Raw genomic sequence first — 17,138 nt, 5'->3', positions numbered from 1 at the left:
CCACCGCACCGTGGGGTTTCAGGGGGCTCGGCCCCCTGAGCAGACATGCGACAAAGGCCCCCGGTTCGCGCATTCCGCGAACAGAGGGCCCCGCCGACTCGCTCCCCCGATTGGACTCGAACCAATAACCTGCCGGTTAACAGCCGGCTGCTCTGCCAATTGAGCTACAGGGGATCGCACCAGCACCGCGGCTTTCTCGGTGCCGGAGAACAGAGTACATGACCGGACCGTCTGGTGGCCAAGGGGTTCCCTGGCGCGCCGAACCAGGGTGAAACGCTGCGTGCAGGAGTACGAAACCGGCAGCATGGGTATGCACCGAGCAACGACGCACGCGCGTCACGAACGGAAGGAGCCGCCATCATGCGCGGAAAGCTGATGTTCATCACCGGTCTCGCGGCGGGCTTCGTCCTGGGCAGCCGTGCCGGCCGGGAGAAGTACGAGGAGATCGCGACCAACGCCAAGAAGGTGTGGGAGCACCCGACGGTCCAGGAGGCCGCCGGTGTGGCCCAGGCGCAGGCCAACAAGCTCTACAGCGAGAGCAAGGACAAGATCCAGTCGTCCAAGCTGGGTGAGAAGCTGTCCACGACCTCGTCGACGTCGAGCACGAGCAGCGACTCGAGCCTGAGCAGCGACTCGGACCTGACCCAGCCGCTCGCCTCCTCGAACAGCAAGCCCTCCAGCTCCACCCTCTGATCGCCTGCCGATCAAGGCTCTGAGGCCGCCCTCAACGTCGAGGGCGGCCTCAGCCATGTCCGTTACGACCGCGAGAACGCCGCGTCGAAGGCCGCCGTCGGGGCGTCGAAGGCAAGCCGCCGCACGAACTGCAGCGCCTCGGGCGCGCCGAGCAGGCGGTCCATGCCCGCGTCCTCCCATTCGATGGAGATCGGGCCGTCGTAGCCGATCGCGTTCAGCGCGCGGAAGCAGTCTTCCCACGGCACGTCGCCGTGGCCGGTGGAGACGAAGTCCCAGCCGCGCCGCAGGTCGGCCCAGGGCAGGTGGGAGCTCATCCGGCCGCGCCGCCCGTCGCCGGTGCGCACCTTGGCGTCCTTGCAGTCGACGTGGTAGATCCGGTCCTTGAACTCGAGGATGAAGTTGACCGGGTCGAGGTCCTGCCACACGAAGTGCGACGGGTCCCAGTTGAGCCCGAAGGCCGGCCGGTTGCCGATGGCTTCCAGGGCGCGCCGGGTGGTCCAGTAGTCGTACGCGATCTCGCTGGGGTGGACCTCGTGCGCGAACCGCACGCCGACCTCGTCGAACACGTCGAGGATCGGGTTCCACCGGTCGGCGAAGTCCTGGTAGCCGCGCTCGATCATGGCCGGCGGCACGGGCGGGAACATGGCCACGGTGTGCCAGATCGACGAGCCGGTGAAGCCGACGACCGTCTTCACACCCAGGCGAGCCGCCGCCCGGGCGGTGTCCTTCATCCGCTCGGCGGACCGCTGCCGTACGCCCTCGGGGTCGCCGTCGCCCCAGATGTCAGCAGGCAGGATGTCCTGGTGCCGCTCGTCGATCGGGTGGTCGCAGACCGCCTGGCCGACCAGGTGGTTGCTGATCGCGTAGACCTTGAGGTTGTACTTGGCGAGTTGCTCGCGCTTGCGGTCGATGTAGTCGGGCTCGGCGAGCGCCCGGTCGACCTCGAAGTGATCACCCCAGCAGGCGATCTCGAGCCCGTCGTAGCCCCACTCGGAAGCCAACCGGCAGACCTCGTCGAAGGGCAGGTCGGCCCACTGGCCGGTGAAGAGCGTGATGGGTCGCGCCATGGTCTTTCTCCCTCGGAAAAGAGCAGGTAAAGGTGGGCGGCGAGGGAAGACCGCCCGGCGGCGCGACCGGGCCGGACGTCGCGACCGGCGGGAGTTGCGCCTCCCGGCCCGGTCCGCCCGTCACGGCAGCGCCAGCACCGACTCTAGACGGATTTCACCGTGCGGGGCAGGGCTCATTTTCCGGCGCGAGGCCGAGGGCGGCGAGCTCGGCCAACAGGTACGCGACGTCGCCGGCGATCTGCTCGACCGGCTGATCCGGCGCGCGGCTCACGAGCGTGAGGTTCTCGGTGAGCGGGCCCTGCCGGCCGAACAGCCGGTCGAGGCCCTCGCGCCAGGCGCCCGTCGTGGAGCCGGCCACGGCGCTGAGCCGCACCTCGACGATGGCCAGGCCGGCGTCGGTCAGGGTCTCGATGCCGGCGGCCGGGTCGGACCAGTGCTCGGCGGCGTGGCCGAGGTCGAGGCAGACGCCGAGCCGGTCCTTGTCGATGCGGCTGAGCGCGGCCACCGTCTGCTCGGGGGTGTCGAGCACCCGGCCGGCGGCGGGCTGGAAGCCGACCCGTACGGCTCGGCCGTTCTGCCAGGCGAGGTCGGCCAGCCCGTGCGAGAGGCGGCGCAGGATGCCCGCGGTGGCCTTCTCCTCCGGCTCGCCCCAGCCCTCGGACGGGCCGATGCCGATGGTGCTGACGTTGCCCCGGACCGCGTCCTCGTCGAGCAGGTCGAGCAGGATGCGGGCGAGGTCGAGGGTGTATTCCCGGCGGGCCGGCTCGTTCCAGGCGGGGGTCTCGCCGCCGCCCTCGTCGAAGGGCGCGCCGCTCATCGTGACGACGTCGAGCCGACGGGCGTCGAGTTCGGCACGAAGCCGGGTGCGGGCGCGGCTCTCGACGGCGAGGGCGGCGGCGAGCGCGGGGGGAAGCCAGAGGCTCACACCGAGGGACTCGGCGCCGAGCCGGGCGCGAACCGCGCCGTACGTGTCGAGTTGCGCCACGACAGCCGGTAGATTGCCGGTCGTCGCCGCGGTGAGCCCACAGGAAAGATGCACGATGCGGCCGGATGGATGTCTCAGCCGCATCAGAGTCCTCCCCGGACAAGAGCACCGGCGCATCTGCACGTGCATCCGCACGTGCTCACTGATCCAGTATGGACCATGTGGCGACCTGCGCTCGACGCGCGCGTGGCGGGCTTGCGCGTTGTCATGTCGTCTCCATCCGTGGAATCACCTGCCCACGGATACGAGAGTCATGCGTTCTCAGGATCAGCGGCGTACGGACCGTGCGACGCCGTGACCGGCCACAACATGATCGACGACCCCCCGTTTAATTGGCAGGGGTCGATCCTCACGCCCATAGTGACCTGCCAGTAGAACCGGAAAGGGTGCCGCCGAATCGGTTCCACGGAGCTCGATGGATGTGCACGATGTGAATATTCGGGCATGCACCGAACGATCACGCGTGCGAATGCCATTGGATCTTTGTCCCGTGCGTCAGCGAGGTGCTCACTAGCTGGGTAGCCAGGCCCCGCCTGGTCAACCGAGAGGCACCCTGCACGAGCAATCGGCAGCGGCGAACGCTAGTCCCGCGTTGACACTGCGCCGCGGCGCGCGGACCGCGGTGCTGAACACGGGTAACCGGCCGAGCAACGCTCTCGCACCTCGCGGGGCTTCGGACGCCCGGGTTACGGCGACTGCCGAACCAATAGACACCGCTTGTTATTTTCGCGGTTGTGGACAGCTTTGCCGACCGGACGAAGCCTTGACTGAACGCCCCAGAAACCCACACAGCGACGCGCCTCAGGCGGGCGGAGCGCCGCCAAAGAGTCATGGACGCGATAGCCGTTCGACGCCTGCCAGGGCGGCCGGCACCGTGACACAGGCACACAGCGCCGTCACTGAAGTCGCAAGAGCAGGACGTTCAAGTGTTGACGGCGAACCGGCACGTCGTAAACCGACATCACCGGAGGTAGGGCTGCACCGAGAGGGCGATGGCATCGTCCGCAACGGTCAAAAGGTCCTCATGAGCCGGGAGAATGTGCTGGCGGTCGCAGCGAAGTATGGGATCGACATGGACAGCGTCAGGTTCTCCCTGGACAAGATCCGCCGAGGATCCGGCCCGGGCCGGGAGTTCTTCGGTGTGACCATGCCCGACGGCGAGATCAAGCTGGCCCGCGACGCATTCATGAACGAGGAGCAACTGGCTCGCACCCTCGCTCATGAGCGATTCCATCTCGACGAACTCCGCGAAGGCAAGGACTTCCCGTGGGATGAGGCGGCTCGCGCCGCCTCCGAAAGCCGGGCATACGCCCATGAGGAACGATGGTGGCAGGCGCACAGACACCTGCTGGAAGCGGAGTAGATCGCATGGCCGAGATGACTGAGTCTCAGCGCACCTGGGAAGCGTGGTTCGAAGCGTTCACCAAAATCCGGGACGCCTGGCCCGAGCAGGCCGACGTGCCCTGCCCGGACGGCGACGCCGGCCAGTTGCACATCACCTACACGGGCAGTCCGACGAACAGAATCGGCTTTGCCACGCTGTGGTGCGACGTCGGTCGCAACGGCATCTTTCTCTCCCGGGTCGGCATTCCTGAAGGCGCCGAGATGCTCTCCTTCGACGCGACGCCAGAGCAACGAGCCGCCGCCATCCCCGACATCAGGCTGATTCCTACCGATCCCTACACCGCGGAGGACGAGTAAAGGCACCAGAGCCGACGCCGCAGATGCGAACTACACCGTCAAACCGCGACATCGGCACAGCGCTGGAGGGAGTCGGCGTCTCGAACGATCACCTGCCGATAACCCGTTGCCACGACGCCTGAGTTTCTCAGCTCTCGCAGCGCTTTCTGAAGGGTGATCTCGGCTGCCCCGCACATGGTGGCGAGTTCGCTCTGAGTCAGGTGGATGTCGACGACGATGCCCTCCCGTTCCCGGTGGCCGTACGCCATCGCAATCTCCCACAGGATGCGGGCGAGGCGCACCCTCACCGGATACGAAGCGAAGTCGACACGGCGACGGTTCGCCATGCGAAGCCGATCAGCCACGATGCCGGCGATCGCCATCGCGGCGTCGGGGTGCGTACGCAAGAAAGCACGGAACTCATTGCGGTGGATGACGCGAAGAGTCGAGGCGCGGCATGTCGTCACGGTCGCCGATCGCGGAGTTCCGTTCAGGGCGGAGATCTCCCCCACGAGGTCGCCCGACACACGCACATCGAGCAGAGCATGGCGACCATCCATCATGGCCGCCGTCACCTTGGTCAATCCATCACTAAGAAGGATCACATGCGACTCCCGCATCCCTTCCTGGAGGATCGCGCTCGAAGCGGCCGCGGTTCGCAACATCCCGAGCTGGAGAAACTCCTGACGGCTGGTCTCATCGAGCCTGCCGAGCAACGTTCCTGGCAACCACGGCGACTTGGTCAAGCACGCCTCCACACATTGAGGTAACGCCGAGTGTGCAGTTGACTACAGCACGTTCAGAGCTTCTTTGCTACATCGCGACGGTCATGGTGATGACTGCCGCGACGAGCACGCCGGCCGCCGCGGCGCCGACGATCAAGTACCTGCGCCTGCTGCACGACGATCATCGTCATACCGCCCAGCGAGCCGAGCAGGACCCGGGCCTTTCGAGTCGGCCTGACGGATCGTGACTTGCAGGGACCCCCTACACCTTCACACCGAGGAGCAGAATCCGGACAACCCATAGATGTACGTAATCGTCCGTCGTGCCGAGCCGGTAGAGAGGAAGGACACATCAACCCGCTCCCCGAGGGGTGAATCCACGTGCCCGACATACAGGATCCGCATCGTCGTGTGGTCGTCGCTGCAGATATGGAGAGCTACAGCAAGCGCAACAACCTCTTGCAACATCAGGCGCAAACTGCGTTTCGGCGGATCATGGACGGAGCCGCCGCGGATGCGGGCCTGGATCGCATCGATTGGCTCATCCAGCAGGCCGGCGACGGTGAGCTCGCCATCCTGCCCACTGGTACCAGCGAGCGGACCGTCGCCGCCAAGCTCGCTCCTGCGGCCGATCGGCGGCTTCGTGAGCACAACCAAGGTCTCCGTAAGGAAGCCAAGGTCCGGCTCCGCCTGGCGGTTCACCAAGGCTTGGTGCACCTGGACGGCGCCAACGGGTTTCCCAGCGACGCCGTCATCCATGTCTGCCGGCTCGTGGATTCGCCTGAGTTGAAACGCGCACTTCGGCGCTTCTCAGGCGCCGACGTAGCACTCATCGTCTCCGACTCGATGTATCACGAGGTGATCGAGCACTATCGCGATCTGCGTCCAGAGCAGTTCAAGGCGGTCCGCGCCGAGATTCCTGACAAACGTTTCAGCGCTGCCGCCTGGATCTACGTCCCAGGCGAGAACGCCGCGGGTGATGCGACGGATGAGGCCGCTTATGGCATGCCGGCCACTTCACCGGCCGAGGCAACCGCAGCTCCGAGGCCGACGGATCCGATCGGTCAGGTTTTCAGCGGGATCACCACGCACGGCCCGGCACAGTTCGGGAATCAGAACACGATGCGGAACTCCAATGAGTGACGACGAGTCCGAGAAGTTGCTCCCCGAGCCGGATCCGGCGGCGGGATCCCAGTCGGAAGCCACGGAAGTGCCAACCCGAGACTTGCCTCTCGTCGCCGAAAGTGCCGCGGTGAGCTCACCGCCTCTTGCCGACGCAGACGTGGACGTGGACGTGGACGTGGACGGTGAGGAGACCACACCCATCGACTCGGACTCTGTGCGGGTCGACCCACGGGTGGCGGACGAAATGTTCGGGGACCTCTACACCGATACGACGGCGCACGGACCGACCCAGTTGGGCAGCAACAACACCATGTACAACTTCCACGGGAAGCGACCGCTGGATCCGATCATCGGCGAGGTTCCCGGCCTCAAAAGCTTGGCGGAAGTTTACGTGCCGACCAAGTCGGACGTGCAGCTCGACGAGTTCCTGTCGCAGCGCGCAGCAGTGTGCCTGGTGGGGCTCAGAAACTCAGGCCGCTACAGTTCAGCGCGGGCGGCGCTGTATCGCCGATACAAACCCGGCCATATCTACGAGGTCGCGTTGCCGAACGAAGTCCCGCCCGAAGCCCTTACCGCGAAACCGGACAGGTTGCCCGAGGAGAGTGGCTTTATTCTGCGACTCTCCGGTGATGGCGCTACTGACACGATGCGCATGCTGGCGCCCCTGTTCCGCAAGCGACGCTCGACCCTACTGCTGATCAGGGATGAGGGAGCTCGACGGGGCGACCTTCAGCAGGGGGCCGAAGTCCGTCATGAGGCGCCCGACCAAACCGAGGTTTTTCGCAGACACCTGCAGGCATCGCTTCCACCGGCAAATCGCGGCAACGCCGAGCGTTACCTGACCGAAGACGTGGCAGTCGAGCTCAAAGCGGCGTCCGGCCCCAAGGAATGCGTGGCGATCGCCCGGGCGATCGCCAAGGTTGATCCGGACGACGAGGGGGCTCTGCGCTTGGTCCTCAACCGCTCGCAACCTCGACGGCGGGAACGAGCTACCGCCATCCTTCTTCCCGGTAAGGAGACATCCACTACCCGAGGCCGCCGGGCGGGCCAACATGAACGAGCTTTTCGCCTGTCCTACGCGGTGTTCTACCGAAGGCCACTGCATTACGTGTTCGAGGCTGCCGACTGGCTCCTCAGAGAAATCGACAGTGCGGCGCTGCGCCCGGAATGGGGCAGCATGGCTTTGCAACATCCGGTCCAAGACCTGCTCGGCGACGAGTTGCGGCAGGATTGGGAAGCTGGACGTCAGGCGGGCGATGCAGAAGGGGGCACCACCCGGACGGCATGGATCAGAGACCCGGGACTGCGCGGATCTATCATCGACGTGGCCTGGCACGACTTCGACGGCACTCGTAGATCACTCCTGCACTGGCTGGATCGCCTGGTTGAAGAGGGCGACAACGTCATGAGGCGGGCAGCCGCGGAAACCGCCGGTGTCCTCGTTCACCATGATTTCGATCGGGTCCATCACGACCTCGTCGACCGCTGGGCGGGATCACGAAGGCCAGCTGTGCGACAGGCTGCGGCCTGGACCATGACCCTCTCCGACATGGCCGGCGACGTTCGGCCCCAGGTCCGGGCCAAGTTGAGCGAATGGTGTTCCGGTTCGCGCAATCTTCAACGGGACACTGCCGCGCGGGTATACGTAAGCGGACTCGAACAAACCGTTTTGGCCTGGAGCATGCTCGACCTGGCCCGCATTGCCAAGGACCCTGGTCAACGCGGAAGCCGGGTGGTGGCTGCCGCGGTGAATCAACTGTATAGACCTGACCGGGCATCCTTCATTCTTGCCGAGCTCGCTGAATGGGCCGCGCTTCGGCCGCCACCGGCCACCGCAAGAACCGCGCCCCGAGACCCGCTGTTACAGGCGCACGCTGTACGGGCGCTTCTGAAGCTCACCACAAGGGTCGATCCCGAATCGCTCGATTCGCGGTACGAACTCCTCAGCCGTTTGGTCGATGGGCACATCGAAGCTGACCTCCTCGGTCCTCTCTGGCTGATCGCGTTCTACGAGTCCAGCACGGCACCGGCCGCCGCCGACGCGCTGGCTCGGTGGATTCGTCAAGCCGACGCCAACCGCGAGTTGCGGCCCTATGTCATACAGCTTCTCGACGCGATCTTCGCAAGATCGACAGCACGTCGGCGCATCAACTTCTACATGACGAAGACGTCTGGATTCCGTGGCGAACTTCCGGACTGGACACATCAGCAAAGGAGGTGGGACTCATGAACGCGGAAACCGAGTCGGTGTCCCCATCGGTCAGTAGGTGGCTGCGCTTCAGCGCCTGGCTGGGCCGCATGTGGCGGACCCTTGTGGCCTGGTTCAGCCCACCCGCTCAGGAGGCGGAGCCGTCCCCGGTCATCCCGGTCTCTCCGGCACCGCCACCACCACCACCAGGAAAGCTGACCGGTCGACGCCGGCTCGGGTCGCCGATGGTCGTCCCAGCCAGCGGCTACATCTTCACCTTTCGGGTTCACGGAACCTTCGTCTGGGGCTCCGACGGGCTTTATCAGGCCGAGCTCTCCAGTTCCATCGAGTCCCTCATGCCCTTTGCGACACGGCGCCTCAAAGCACTTGCCGCGCAGCGGGCACGACAACACCCGGCACACCACGCCGAGCAGCTGGAAAGAGAACTGCAGCAGCAGCTCGCCGAGGAGGCGCCCTGGCGGTTCAGTTGGCGAGGGACCTCGTTGACTTGCCGCCCCTATGTCTGGATCGAACTGGATGAGCAGGTCAAGCTGGCCGTTCAGCCCTATTGGGAACAGCTGATAAAGATCGACTGCGAACACGACGTGCAGACACGGCGCGCTGAGTATGCCGAGAAGCTGAGCCACCAATGGGCGACCATCCTCGCCGACCTTCTGGGCAGCCCCGTTGCCGACGGCGCCGCTGAGCTGACCGAGAAGGAGCTGGCCGACGTCGTCCGCAAGATCGTGGCAGAGAGAAAGGCCGCGGCCGACAAGCTCGAGACCCTGATGACTCAGAAGGTGACCGACGGCGACGCTTTCGAACGGGACGACCATTTCAACGCCCTCAAGGAACGGCTGGAGCGCCGCGCGGACCGCATGTTCGAGCAGCCCACCACATCGGTCAACGGGCAACGACCATAGACGCAGCTGCCGGGAACCGGGCGGACGTCGCCTGGGCCCGGCGGTTGTCCGGTCGGGACCTGTTACGCCTCACCCAATTTGATCGGGCGTCACATCAGGAAGCCGTTGTTGTCGCAGGTGCGGCGCTGGCGGATGCAGTTCTTGGTCTGCTTGTTCATGAAGTCGGCGTCCCACATGACGAAGGCGTCACCGTGCATTGAGGAGGCGCTCTTGCCGGTCTTGTCGGACGACAGGTAGTAGCCGGCCTTGGTGCCCGTCACGCCGTACTGGATGTCGAACGTGATGGCGGGGATGCGGACCGGATGGCTTGCCGGGCAGCCCTGGTTGTCGCCGAAGGCCACGTGCGCCTTGTGGGTCGGGCTGTCCAGGTGCTTTCCGTCCCAGCAGTCGGGGAACTGCATCATGAAGTGGAACGTGGCGCCCTTGCCGCAGATCGGCCAGTTGCCGTTGTCGCTGCGGGCCACGCCGTCCAGGTCGCCGGGACCGTAGAAGGCGCAGTAGAACTGGCCCTGCGCGCCACGCGGCGTGGGCACCTTCTTCTTGGCGTCGCCGGCGATCAGGCGCAGGCCGTTGGGCATCGGCATCACGTCGCCCGAACTGTTGCGCAGCGAGCGGTAATAAACCCGGAAGCCGGTCGTCTCGACGGGTTTGCCGGTCGCGTTGTCGTACAGGGTCGGCACCCAGTAGGCGGAATGGTCCTGCGCCGGCTTGCAGGTGCTGGCCGTGAACTTCATCAGGTCGCCGGCCGTCGTGTCCGCGTCGAGGCCCTTGTTGCCGACGAACGAATGCATGTGCGAGGCACCCGGCAGACCGGGCAGCACGATGGGGTCGTCGGCCCGCCGGTGGCTGTATTCGCAGTCGGCCCGGAATTCGGGCAGGTTGCCGACGCTGCCGGGCGCGGAGTCGGTCTTCCGGCTCTTGTAGGCCGCGGTCTGCTTCTTCCACGCCGCCTGGTCGACGGGGATCCAGCCGGGCTTAGCCGCCGCACGGGCGGGCGTCGTTGCCGGCACGGCCTTGGCGGGCGCCTTGGCCGATGCCGTGGTCGAGGGCTTCACCGTACGGGGGGAAGCCGCCCCGGCCAGGGGCCGAGTAACCGGCGGGGTGGTGACCGCGGCGCGCGCGACGGCCTCCGCCGGTCCGGGGTCATCACCCGTACCGGCCAGCGCGACCGCGCCCGCGGTCACCGCAACAGCAGCCACCGCGATCCCGGCGCAGAGAACCGCCAGGGCCCGCCGCGGTCGCCGGCGGTGACGAGGCAACGGCACGTCGTCGTCGGGCCGGCCGTTCGTCGCATACGACACAGGTCACTCCTCACCGGGGACGACACGGCGGGAGGGGCCGCCGAGCGTTTGATCACCAGCCAAGGAGACGTCGCCGGAGAACGGCGATAACAAAAAGACAAGCGTTACGCGGGGCGCAGGACCGCGACCAGGAAGTCGGCCTCCGGGGTGAACGGGCGCAGGTCCCACGTCGCCAGCAGAAGGTCGCTGGTCAGACCGGCCGACGCCGCGTCGGCCAGGAAGTCGTCGAAGGGGTAGCCGCGCCCCGCTCCGAACCCGATGACCAGCCGGCCGCCCTCGGCCAGGTGCCGCCCGCACCGGCGGAGGATCTCGACGCGGGTGCTGGGCGCCACGAAGGTCATCACGTTGCCGGCGCTGACGATCAGGTCGAAGCGCTCGGGCCGATCGAGCTCGCTCAGGTCACCGGCCAGCCAGCGGGCGCCGGGGTGGTTGCGCTGCGCCTCGGCGATCAGAGCGGGATCGAGGTCGACACCGACGACGTCGTGCCCGGCGTCGGCGAGGTAACCGCCCAGGCGGCCGGTGCCACAGCCGGCGTCGAGCACCCGAGCCCCGCGCGGCAACATCGCGTCGACCATCCGCGCCTCGCCGGCCAGGTCGGCCCCGGCCTCGGCCATCGACCGGAAACGGTCGATGTACCACTGCGAGTGGTTCGGGTTCGCGTCGAGAAGCTTGAGCCAGCCGTTCTGATCACTCATTGCCCAGATGCTAACCGGCCGCGCGTTTCAGCAGGTCGGCGATGCGGGCTTCGACCTCGGGGGTGAGTTCGGTCAGCGCGAACGCGGTCGGCCACATCGCGCCGTCGTCGAGTTGGGCCTCCTCGTTGAAGCCGAGGGTGGCGTAGCGGGCCTTGAACTTCGCGGCGGACTGGAAGAAGACGGTCGCTTTACCGCCTTTTCCGTACGCGGGCATGCCGTACCAGAGGCGCGGCAGCATCTCCGGGGCCGCCTCCTTGACGAGGGCGTGAATGCGCTCGGCCAGGACACGGTCCTCCGCCGGAAACTCCGCGATCTTTTCGAGCACGGCCGGCTCCTCATCTTTTTTCTTGGCGCCGCGGCTCTTCCTGACCTCCTGGGCCCGCTCCTTCATCGCGGCCCGCTCCTCGGCGGTGAAGTTCTCGGCCATCTCCGGCTCCTTCGACGCTTGCGCTGGTGATGAGCCTGACTGTACGAGCCTCGCCGGGGAGGTCGCTTCTTGAAAGCTGATCGGTTGGCCGGGCGCGCTCGAGGACCTCCTCGGCGGTCAGGGGGCTGCGCGGGTGGTGGGTGAGGGAGAGCGGCGTACGGATCTTGCGTGGAGGTGCGCCCTCGGCGGCCAGGTAGAACTCGCCGACGGTCAGGCGGGAGATGTCGGGGACGTCGCCGCCCTTGGCTTTGGCCATGTCGCGGGCGGCCTCGATCTGGATGGGACTGTTCATCAGGCCGTACATCTGGGTGGCGGCGTTGCCGGGGATGCGGTTGTGCAGGCCCTTGGGCGCCTGGGTGGCGAAGATCAGGCCGAGGCCGTACTTGCGGGCCTGGGCGGCCAGCGCCAGCGTGCTCTGGGTGCAGGCGGTCATCGCGCCGGACGGGGCGAACGTCTGGGCCTCGTCCATGACCAGCAGGCCGAGCAGCGGGCGGTCGCCGGCCGGGTTCTTCTTGATCCAGGCGAAGAGGGCCATCTGCAACTGGTTGACAAAGCTTTGCCGTACGTCGTCGGAGGGCAGCCCGACCAGGCTGACCACCGAGATGCGGGCGCGCTTGCCGGGCGCCGGGGTCAGCAGCAGACCGGGATCCATCGGGGTGCCGTGGCCGCCGAAGAGCGGGTCGTTGACCATCGCCGCGGTCAGCGTCTGGGCCAGGCCGAGCGCGATCTTGTCGGCGTCGTCCAGGTCGATCGTGCCGTCGGGCAGGGCGGCCAAGGTGTCGATCAGACCCTTGAGCCGGGTGCCGCCGCGACGGCCGTAGTGCTCGACCGCCTTGCGCAGCACGGCCAGGCCGAGGGCGGCCTTGGTGGTGCGGCCGGTGACACCGGCCCGGGGGGCCAGCGAGGCGACCGCGGCCTCGACCGCCTCGTTGAACTCGTCCTCGTCGTCGCGCACGCCGCGGAAGTCGGGCAGCGGCTGGAAGCTGAGCGGACGGCCGGACGCCCGCCGCGGGGTCCAGACGACGACGTCGGTGTTCGCCAAGTAGTCGGCGGCTTTGGCGGCGTCGTCGGGGCGCCACTGCGCGGGCGGCTCGGGCCAGGCCTCGCCGAGCCGGGCCAGGTCGTTGTTGGGGTCGAGCACGATCGCCGACACACCCTGCAGCGCACACTCCTCGACGATGCGCCGGATCAGCACCGTCTTGCCCGAACCAGAGCCCGCGAAGATGGTGGTGTGCTTACGCAGTGCCTCCAACGGCAGACGGGCCGCCGAGCCGTCGTGGTAGTCGTGGCCGACAACCAGCGAGGGCCCGGATTCGCCGGCCGCTACCGACGGCGAGACCGGCAAGACCGGTGGCGAGACCGGCAAGACCGGCAAGACCGGCGAGACCGGCAAGACCCGTGGCGAGACCGACGCGGCCGATGGCGAGACCGGCAAGACCGGCGAGATCGGCGAGACCGGTGGTGAAGCTACCGGCGTGGCCGGCGGCGAAACTAGCGGCGAGACCGGCGAGACTGGCGAGGCGGCCGGCAGCGAGACCGGCGCGGCCGCCGGCGAAACCGGCGGCGAAACCGGTGGTGCGATCGCCGGCGGGGCAGCCGCCCAGCTGTCCACATCGGCCAGTGCCTGCTGGAGGAACGCCGAGCCGTGAGCCGGGCGCCGCTCGATGAGCCAGCTCCGCAAGTCCATTGTGGTCTCGTCGAGCAGAATCCGCAGTGCCGACAACGTCCGCAGGTCGTCGTCGCTCAGGGCGAGCGTCTGCCCGCCCGCCTTCTCCAGCGCCTCCACTGCCGCCCGGGTGCGCTCCCCCTCCGACCATTTGGCGTTGCGCAGCAGCACGAGCCGGCGCTTCGGCGTGCCCGCGTCGACGGCGGCGGCCATCGAAGCCTTGCGGATGCGGGAGAGCGCCGCGCTGTGGTGGTGCTCGTCGCTGATCGCCCGGAAGGACCAGTGCGCCTGATCCTCCGTCTGCTCGTTCAGCACGAGGCGCAACCGGGCGTGCAGTGCCGGGTCGTTGCTGGGCGGCGGGTCGACGCTGAACGCGTCACCCACCTCGCCGCGCTCGAGGATCCAGGCGGTGAGACCGGCGGCGAGCAGCGGCGGCATGACCCGGTCCTCGGTGTCCCGGGCGAGCGGCGTACGGATGTCGGCCTTGGCCCTCAGCTCGGCGAATCTCCGGTCGTACGCCTGAAGGTCGCTCTCCGGCACGACGGGCGGCGCGATCGGCTCGGCGGACCGCGGCTCACCCAGGTGCTCGAGCAGGCGCACCTCGTCGTCGGCGAGACAGGCCCGTACGTGATTGTCGATCTCGATCAGCAGCTGGCGCGGCGTGAAATCGCCGGCCTGGGCGAACGCGCTTCCGGCCACCGGCCAGGTCGGGAACGGCGGCTCGAACCCGGCCTCCTGGTAGCGCGGCTGGAAGCGCTTCTCGACGATCGCCCGGGCCAGGTCGGCCTGGCGGATCGGGGCCAGCGGGGCGGGAGTCCGGAACCGGTCGGACACCGTGTCGGTGGCGGCGGTCGAAATGATCGTCCACGAGTGCGGGATGCAGGCCAGGACCGTCAGCGTGCGCCGGGTCAGCTGCCGCAGCGTCATGAGCCCGTCGGCCATGCGCGCCAGCATCAATGCCTGTTCCGGGTCGACCACCGCCGCGGCGGCCAGCTGGGAGTCGCTCTGGATGGCCACCTGGGCGATCAGCGTGTCGATCTGGTCGATGGCGATCACCGACGGTCCGGTGAGCGCGAGAAGCCAGGACAGATCCTGGACGATCAGCTGCGCGGCCCGCGGTGCCCGGCGCATGCCCCAGACGTTGCGCTCGCCGGGCACGCTCTCCTCACCGGAGATGAAGTAGTTCTCGGCGAGGTCGCGGTGAGCCACGTCCTCCGAGGCGCTCAGGGCCAGCGCGCGGGCGGTCTCCTGGCTCGACCGGGCCACCTGCCGGTCGAACTCCCCCAGCCCCTCGATGAACGCGTCCAGGTCGGCCCGGGTCAGCTCGGTGTCGCCCATGACCGCGCGCCGAGATTTGCGGGGCGCGCCCACCATCGCCGACAGCCGGCGCAGCAGCACGGTCAGCTGGGTCTGGCCGGTGCCGGGCACCGGGCGCGACAGACCGTCGAGCATCGCGGCGAGCACACTGTCCCAGAAGCTGCCCGCGTCGAGCAGGCTGACCAGGAAGAAATAGCCGCCCTGGTCCTGCACCTGCTGACGCACCCAGCCCAGCAGGTGGGTCTTGCCGGAGCCGCGCTGACCGCGGACGACCAGGCCGATCGGGCTCGCGTCGGCGCTGGTCCGGGCATCGGCGTAGCCGTCGGAGATCTCCCGGAGGACGGGCACGTGCAGCCCGTCGACGTGGAACGGCAGGGGCCGCCAGATGTCGTCCGGCACCGGCGCCCAGTTGAATCGCAGGGACGCCAGCGCCGCGCGTTGCGCCTCGTTCATCACGCCTCGATCGCGAGCAGGTGCTTCTCCTGGCCGCCGACGTGCAGCGCCGCTTCGTGGTCGGCCGCGGTGAGGGTCTTCTGGTTGGACTCGGGGACCAGGGTCACGCCGTCCCGCCGGCTCAGCTCGCGCAGAGCCTCGTCGAGGTCGTCGCGACCCACGTCGGCGAAGAACGGGCGCAGGCGGGTCAGGCTCACCCAGTCGCCGGGCCGGTCGGCGAGGGCCTGATAGGCACTGACCACCCGCGGACCGAGGTCGGCTCCGCCCACCGGGACAGCCCTCATCTCGGACTGGGCGAACAGCTCGGTGAGGTTGGCGGCGCCGCTGCGCTCGAGGATCCGGTCGCGCAGGTTGGCGTGCAGGGCGGTCAGTGCCGCCCCCAAGGCCCGGGCGCCGCGCGCGTCGAAGTCGAAGTCGCTCTGCATCCGGACCCAGCCCTTGTCGTCCAGCTGCATCGCCACGGTGCGCCCGCTGCGGCGGCTCGACACGTAGTGCAGGCGGGCCAGCTTGTCGCGCTGCACCTTGCGGACGTCGAGCCCGTACCGCTGTTTGAGCTCGGTGTTGAGGACCTCGCGCGCCTCGACCATCAGGACCATGAGGATCGCGCCCTCGGTGGGGGTCAGGTCATCGCCGGCCATGGTGGTGTCCTTCCGCTGTATCGCGACGCCGGGCCCGCACACAGATGCCGATCTGGTGAACCACGGCGCCGACGTCATGAATGATCCGGGCATTGGTGAAGCGCAGAACGGCATGACCGTCCAGAGTCAATTGCACGTCGCGCCGCCGGTCCTGCTCATAGCGCACCGGATGACAGTGCTCAGGCCCATCGATCTCGACGACGCACCGCTCCCGCGGCCACCAGAGATCCAACCGTACGGCCGGGGTGAGCGCATTCGACCGGTAGTCCTGATTCCACCGCCGTCCGGCCGCCCACGCCTCTTTCGCCAGCGCGCACTCCAGCGCAGCCTCCACCGTGCTCGCCGGATGCGGCCGCCCGACCTCCGCCACGCTGCCCGCACCCGCGGCATCTCCCTCACCGCCGGTCAGCCCACGATCAGCGGCACTACCTCCACCGGCGGGGGATTCGAGACCGGCCGCGCCGCTGTCAGAGGGCAGGGTGCCGCTTTCAAGAGCGAGCCGGAGCCGTACGGCGGGAAGACGCTCATTTCTGGTGCCGAGCAACCACACGGCCGGCCCACCGACGCTCACCAGCCACTCGGCGCCGGCCACCACCGCGTCACCGCCCGGCCCGTCGACCAGCAGGACCGTGCGGCGCCGACCGAACGCCGCGGCGACCAGCCGGGCCAGCTCGCGGGCGCGGACCCGCAGCGGCGGTGCCGCCGGCGCCCGGTGGCCGGTCAGCGCGAGAACGGCGAGATCGATCAGGAACGTACGCGGGTAGCGGCCGGCCACGGCGAGCTCGGCGGCCAGCAGGCGAGCCGCGGCGAGCCCACCCACGTCGGCCCGGCCGTCACTCACGCCGGGCAACCAGGCCGGCAGGAGCGCGACAGCCGCCCGCTCGAGCTCGGCCACCGCGGCCTCGGCGAAGGCACCCGGGCTCGCACAGGAATCCGGCGCGCGGGTGACCAGGGGCGCCAGATCACCCGGCCCGGCCAGCACCCGAGCGAGATCACCGACGGCCACATCGGGAAGCGAGACCACCCGGTCGACCGGCACCTCAGCCACGATCATGCGGCGGCCGAATGATCCGGGAGAGCCGCGGTGATCAGTGTTCTCCACCCTTTCCAGCCGGTCCCCGGTACGTCCCGAACAGCCTACGAATCACCACCGGCCGGCGCCATAGCGCAGACAGCTGATTGCCGTGACCGACGTCCCATCATCGACTGCCGCGAGTCACCTTTCCGACTGTTTTCCTCCTCTTGATTCGACTGG

The 17,138-nt window shown here is 68.1% G+C and carries 16 protein-coding genes and 1 tRNA gene; 7 read left to right on the top strand and 10 right to left on the bottom strand.

Annotated elements, in window-relative coordinates; genetic code table 11:
* Nucleotides 1-101: 101 nt before the first annotated feature.
* Nucleotides 102-174 (bottom strand) — tRNA-Asn (locus tag NAG42_RS34010).
* 186 nt (nt 175-360) lie between these two features.
* Here NAG42_RS34010 and NAG42_RS34005 point away from each other — a divergent pair.
* Nucleotides 361-693, top strand: a complete 333-nt coding sequence (locus NAG42_RS34005; protein WP_250036088.1) for a hypothetical protein — start codon at nt 361-363, stop codon at nt 691-693.
* A 62-nt stretch (nt 694-755) separates the two neighbouring features.
* Here the strand turns inward: NAG42_RS34005 and NAG42_RS34000 are convergent, their stop codons facing one another.
* Complete coding sequence (locus NAG42_RS34000; protein WP_250036087.1) at nt 756-1,760, bottom strand: sugar phosphate isomerase/epimerase family protein; 1,005 nt, start codon at nt 1,758-1,760, stop codon at nt 756-758.
* A 154-nt stretch (nt 1,761-1,914) separates the two neighbouring features.
* On the bottom strand, nt 1,915-2,829 hold the full coding sequence (locus NAG42_RS33995; RefSeq protein ID WP_250036086.1) for a sugar phosphate isomerase/epimerase family protein: 915 nt from the start codon (nt 2,827-2,829) through the stop codon (nt 1,915-1,917).
* A gap of 940 nt (nt 2,830-3,769) precedes the next feature.
* Between NAG42_RS33995 and NAG42_RS33990 the strand changes: the two genes are divergently transcribed.
* Together NAG42_RS33990 and NAG42_RS33985 are read left to right on the top strand one after the other, a co-directional pair.
* Entirely contained in the window at nt 3,770-4,108 is a 339-nt protein-coding gene (locus NAG42_RS33990; RefSeq protein ID WP_250036085.1) for a hypothetical protein, read from the top strand.
* A 5-nt stretch (nt 4,109-4,113) separates the two neighbouring features.
* Nucleotides 4,114-4,446: a hypothetical protein gene (locus NAG42_RS33985; protein WP_250036084.1), complete on the top strand. Its 333-nt coding sequence runs from the start codon at nt 4,114-4,116 to the stop codon at nt 4,444-4,446.
* A 38-nt stretch (nt 4,447-4,484) separates the two neighbouring features.
* On the opposite strand, the gene NAG42_RS33980 is transcribed toward NAG42_RS33985, so the two are convergent.
* A complete protein-coding gene (locus tag NAG42_RS33980) occupies nt 4,485-5,171 on the bottom strand; it encodes a Crp/Fnr family transcriptional regulator (protein ID WP_250036083.1) in 687 nt (228 codons plus the stop codon).
* Nucleotides 5,172-5,260: 89 nt separating this feature from the next.
* Here NAG42_RS33980 and NAG42_RS33975 point away from each other — a divergent pair, with 89 nt between their 5' ends.
* The 4 genes from NAG42_RS33975 to NAG42_RS33960 all read left to right on the top strand — a co-directional run bounded on the left by NAG42_RS33975 (nt 5,261) and on the right by NAG42_RS33960 (nt 9,386).
* Complete coding sequence (locus tag NAG42_RS33975) at nt 5,261-5,398, top strand: hypothetical protein (protein WP_250036082.1); 138 nt, start codon at nt 5,261-5,263, stop codon at nt 5,396-5,398.
* A gap of 142 nt (nt 5,399-5,540) precedes the next feature.
* Entirely contained in the window at nt 5,541-6,293 is a 753-nt protein-coding gene (locus tag NAG42_RS33970) for a hypothetical protein (RefSeq protein ID WP_308201227.1), read from the top strand.
* Nucleotides 6,286-8,505: a hypothetical protein gene (locus NAG42_RS33965; protein ID WP_250036080.1), complete on the top strand. Its 2,220-nt coding sequence runs from the start codon at nt 6,286-6,288 to the stop codon at nt 8,503-8,505. Before NAG42_RS33970 ends, NAG42_RS33965 begins: the two co-directional genes overlap by 8 nt.
* Nucleotides 8,502-9,386: a hypothetical protein gene (locus NAG42_RS33960; protein WP_250036079.1), complete on the top strand. Its 885-nt coding sequence runs from the start codon at nt 8,502-8,504 to the stop codon at nt 9,384-9,386. The genes NAG42_RS33965 and NAG42_RS33960 overlap by 4 nt, the downstream gene beginning before the upstream one ends.
* Nucleotides 9,387-9,475: 89 nt before the next feature.
* Here the strand turns inward: NAG42_RS33960 and NAG42_RS33955 are convergent, their stop codons facing one another.
* The 6 genes from NAG42_RS33955 to NAG42_RS33930 all read right to left on the bottom strand — a co-directional run bounded on the left by NAG42_RS33955 (nt 9,476) and on the right by NAG42_RS33930 (nt 16,937).
* Nucleotides 9,476-10,687: a DUF1996 domain-containing protein gene (locus tag NAG42_RS33955; RefSeq protein ID WP_250036078.1), complete on the bottom strand. Its 1,212-nt coding sequence runs from the start codon at nt 10,685-10,687 to the stop codon at nt 9,476-9,478.
* A 104-nt stretch (nt 10,688-10,791) separates the two neighbouring features.
* A complete protein-coding gene (locus NAG42_RS33950; RefSeq protein WP_250036077.1) occupies nt 10,792-11,382 on the bottom strand; it encodes a class I SAM-dependent methyltransferase in 591 nt (196 codons plus the stop codon).
* A gap of 10 nt (nt 11,383-11,392) precedes the next feature.
* Entirely contained in the window at nt 11,393-11,809 is a 417-nt protein-coding gene (locus tag NAG42_RS33945; protein ID WP_250036075.1) for an iron chaperone, read from the bottom strand.
* Nucleotides 11,718-15,245 carry a helicase HerA domain-containing protein gene (locus tag NAG42_RS33940; protein ID WP_250036072.1) on the bottom strand — a complete coding sequence of 1,176 codons (3,528 nt, stop codon included), beginning with the start codon at nt 15,243-15,245 and terminating at the stop codon, nt 11,718-11,720. The genes NAG42_RS33945 and NAG42_RS33940 overlap by 92 nt, the downstream gene beginning before the upstream one ends.
* Nucleotides 15,245-15,883, bottom strand: coding sequence for a hypothetical protein (locus NAG42_RS33935; RefSeq protein WP_250036070.1), 639 nt, complete (start codon nt 15,881-15,883; stop codon nt 15,245-15,247). The genes NAG42_RS33940 and NAG42_RS33935 overlap by 1 nt, the downstream gene beginning before the upstream one ends.
* The gene (locus tag NAG42_RS33930; protein ID WP_250036068.1) at nt 15,870-16,937 is read right to left on the bottom strand and encodes a DUF559 domain-containing protein; all 1,068 of its coding nucleotides are present in this window, start codon (nt 16,935-16,937) and stop codon (nt 15,870-15,872) included. Before NAG42_RS33930 ends, NAG42_RS33935 begins: the two co-directional genes overlap by 14 nt.
* Between the last annotated feature and the right edge of the window lie 201 nt (nt 16,938-17,138).

Origin of the sequence: Paractinoplanes maris, from assembly GCF_023544465.1 — a bacterium.
Classification (GTDB): domain Bacteria; phylum Actinomycetota; class Actinomycetes; order Mycobacteriales; family Micromonosporaceae; genus Actinoplanes; species Actinoplanes maris.
This window is presented reverse-complemented; position numbering and strand designations above follow the sequence as displayed.

What these genes read in the sequence shown, in the direction of transcription:
- NAG42_RS34005 (WP_250036088.1), top strand. Translation starts at nt 361, where the DNA reads ATGCGCGGAAAGCTGATGTTCATCACCGGTCTCGCGGCGGGCTTCGTC.
- NAG42_RS34000 (WP_250036087.1), bottom strand. Translation starts at nt 1,760, where the DNA reads ATGGCGCGACCCATCACGCTCTTCACCGGCCAGTGGGCCGACCTGCCC.
- NAG42_RS33995 (WP_250036086.1), bottom strand. Translation starts at nt 2,829, where the DNA reads ATGCGGCTGAGACATCCATCCGGCCGCATCGTGCATCTTTCCTGTGGG.
- NAG42_RS33990 (WP_250036085.1), top strand. Translation starts at nt 3,770, where the DNA reads ATGAGCCGGGAGAATGTGCTGGCGGTCGCAGCGAAGTATGGGATCGAC.
- NAG42_RS33985 (WP_250036084.1), top strand. Translation starts at nt 4,114, where the DNA reads ATGGCCGAGATGACTGAGTCTCAGCGCACCTGGGAAGCGTGGTTCGAA.
- NAG42_RS33975 (WP_250036082.1), top strand. Translation starts at nt 5,261, where the DNA reads ATGACTGCCGCGACGAGCACGCCGGCCGCCGCGGCGCCGACGATCAAG.
- NAG42_RS33965 (WP_250036080.1), top strand. Translation starts at nt 6,286, where the DNA reads ATGAGTGACGACGAGTCCGAGAAGTTGCTCCCCGAGCCGGATCCGGCG.
- NAG42_RS33960 (WP_250036079.1), top strand. Translation starts at nt 8,502, where the DNA reads ATGAACGCGGAAACCGAGTCGGTGTCCCCATCGGTCAGTAGGTGGCTG.
- NAG42_RS33950 (WP_250036077.1), bottom strand. Translation starts at nt 11,382, where the DNA reads ATGAGTGATCAGAACGGCTGGCTCAAGCTTCTCGACGCGAACCCGAAC.
- NAG42_RS33945 (WP_250036075.1), bottom strand. Translation starts at nt 11,809, where the DNA reads ATGGCCGAGAACTTCACCGCCGAGGAGCGGGCCGCGATGAAGGAGCGG.
- NAG42_RS33940 (WP_250036072.1), bottom strand. Translation starts at nt 15,245, where the DNA reads ATGAACGAGGCGCAACGCGCGGCGCTGGCGTCCCTGCGATTCAACTGG.
- NAG42_RS33935 (WP_250036070.1), bottom strand. Translation starts at nt 15,883, where the DNA reads ATGGCCGGCGATGACCTGACCCCCACCGAGGGCGCGATCCTCATGGTC.
- NAG42_RS33930 (WP_250036068.1), bottom strand. Translation starts at nt 16,937, where the DNA reads ATGATCGTGGCTGAGGTGCCGGTCGACCGGGTGGTCTCGCTTCCCGAT.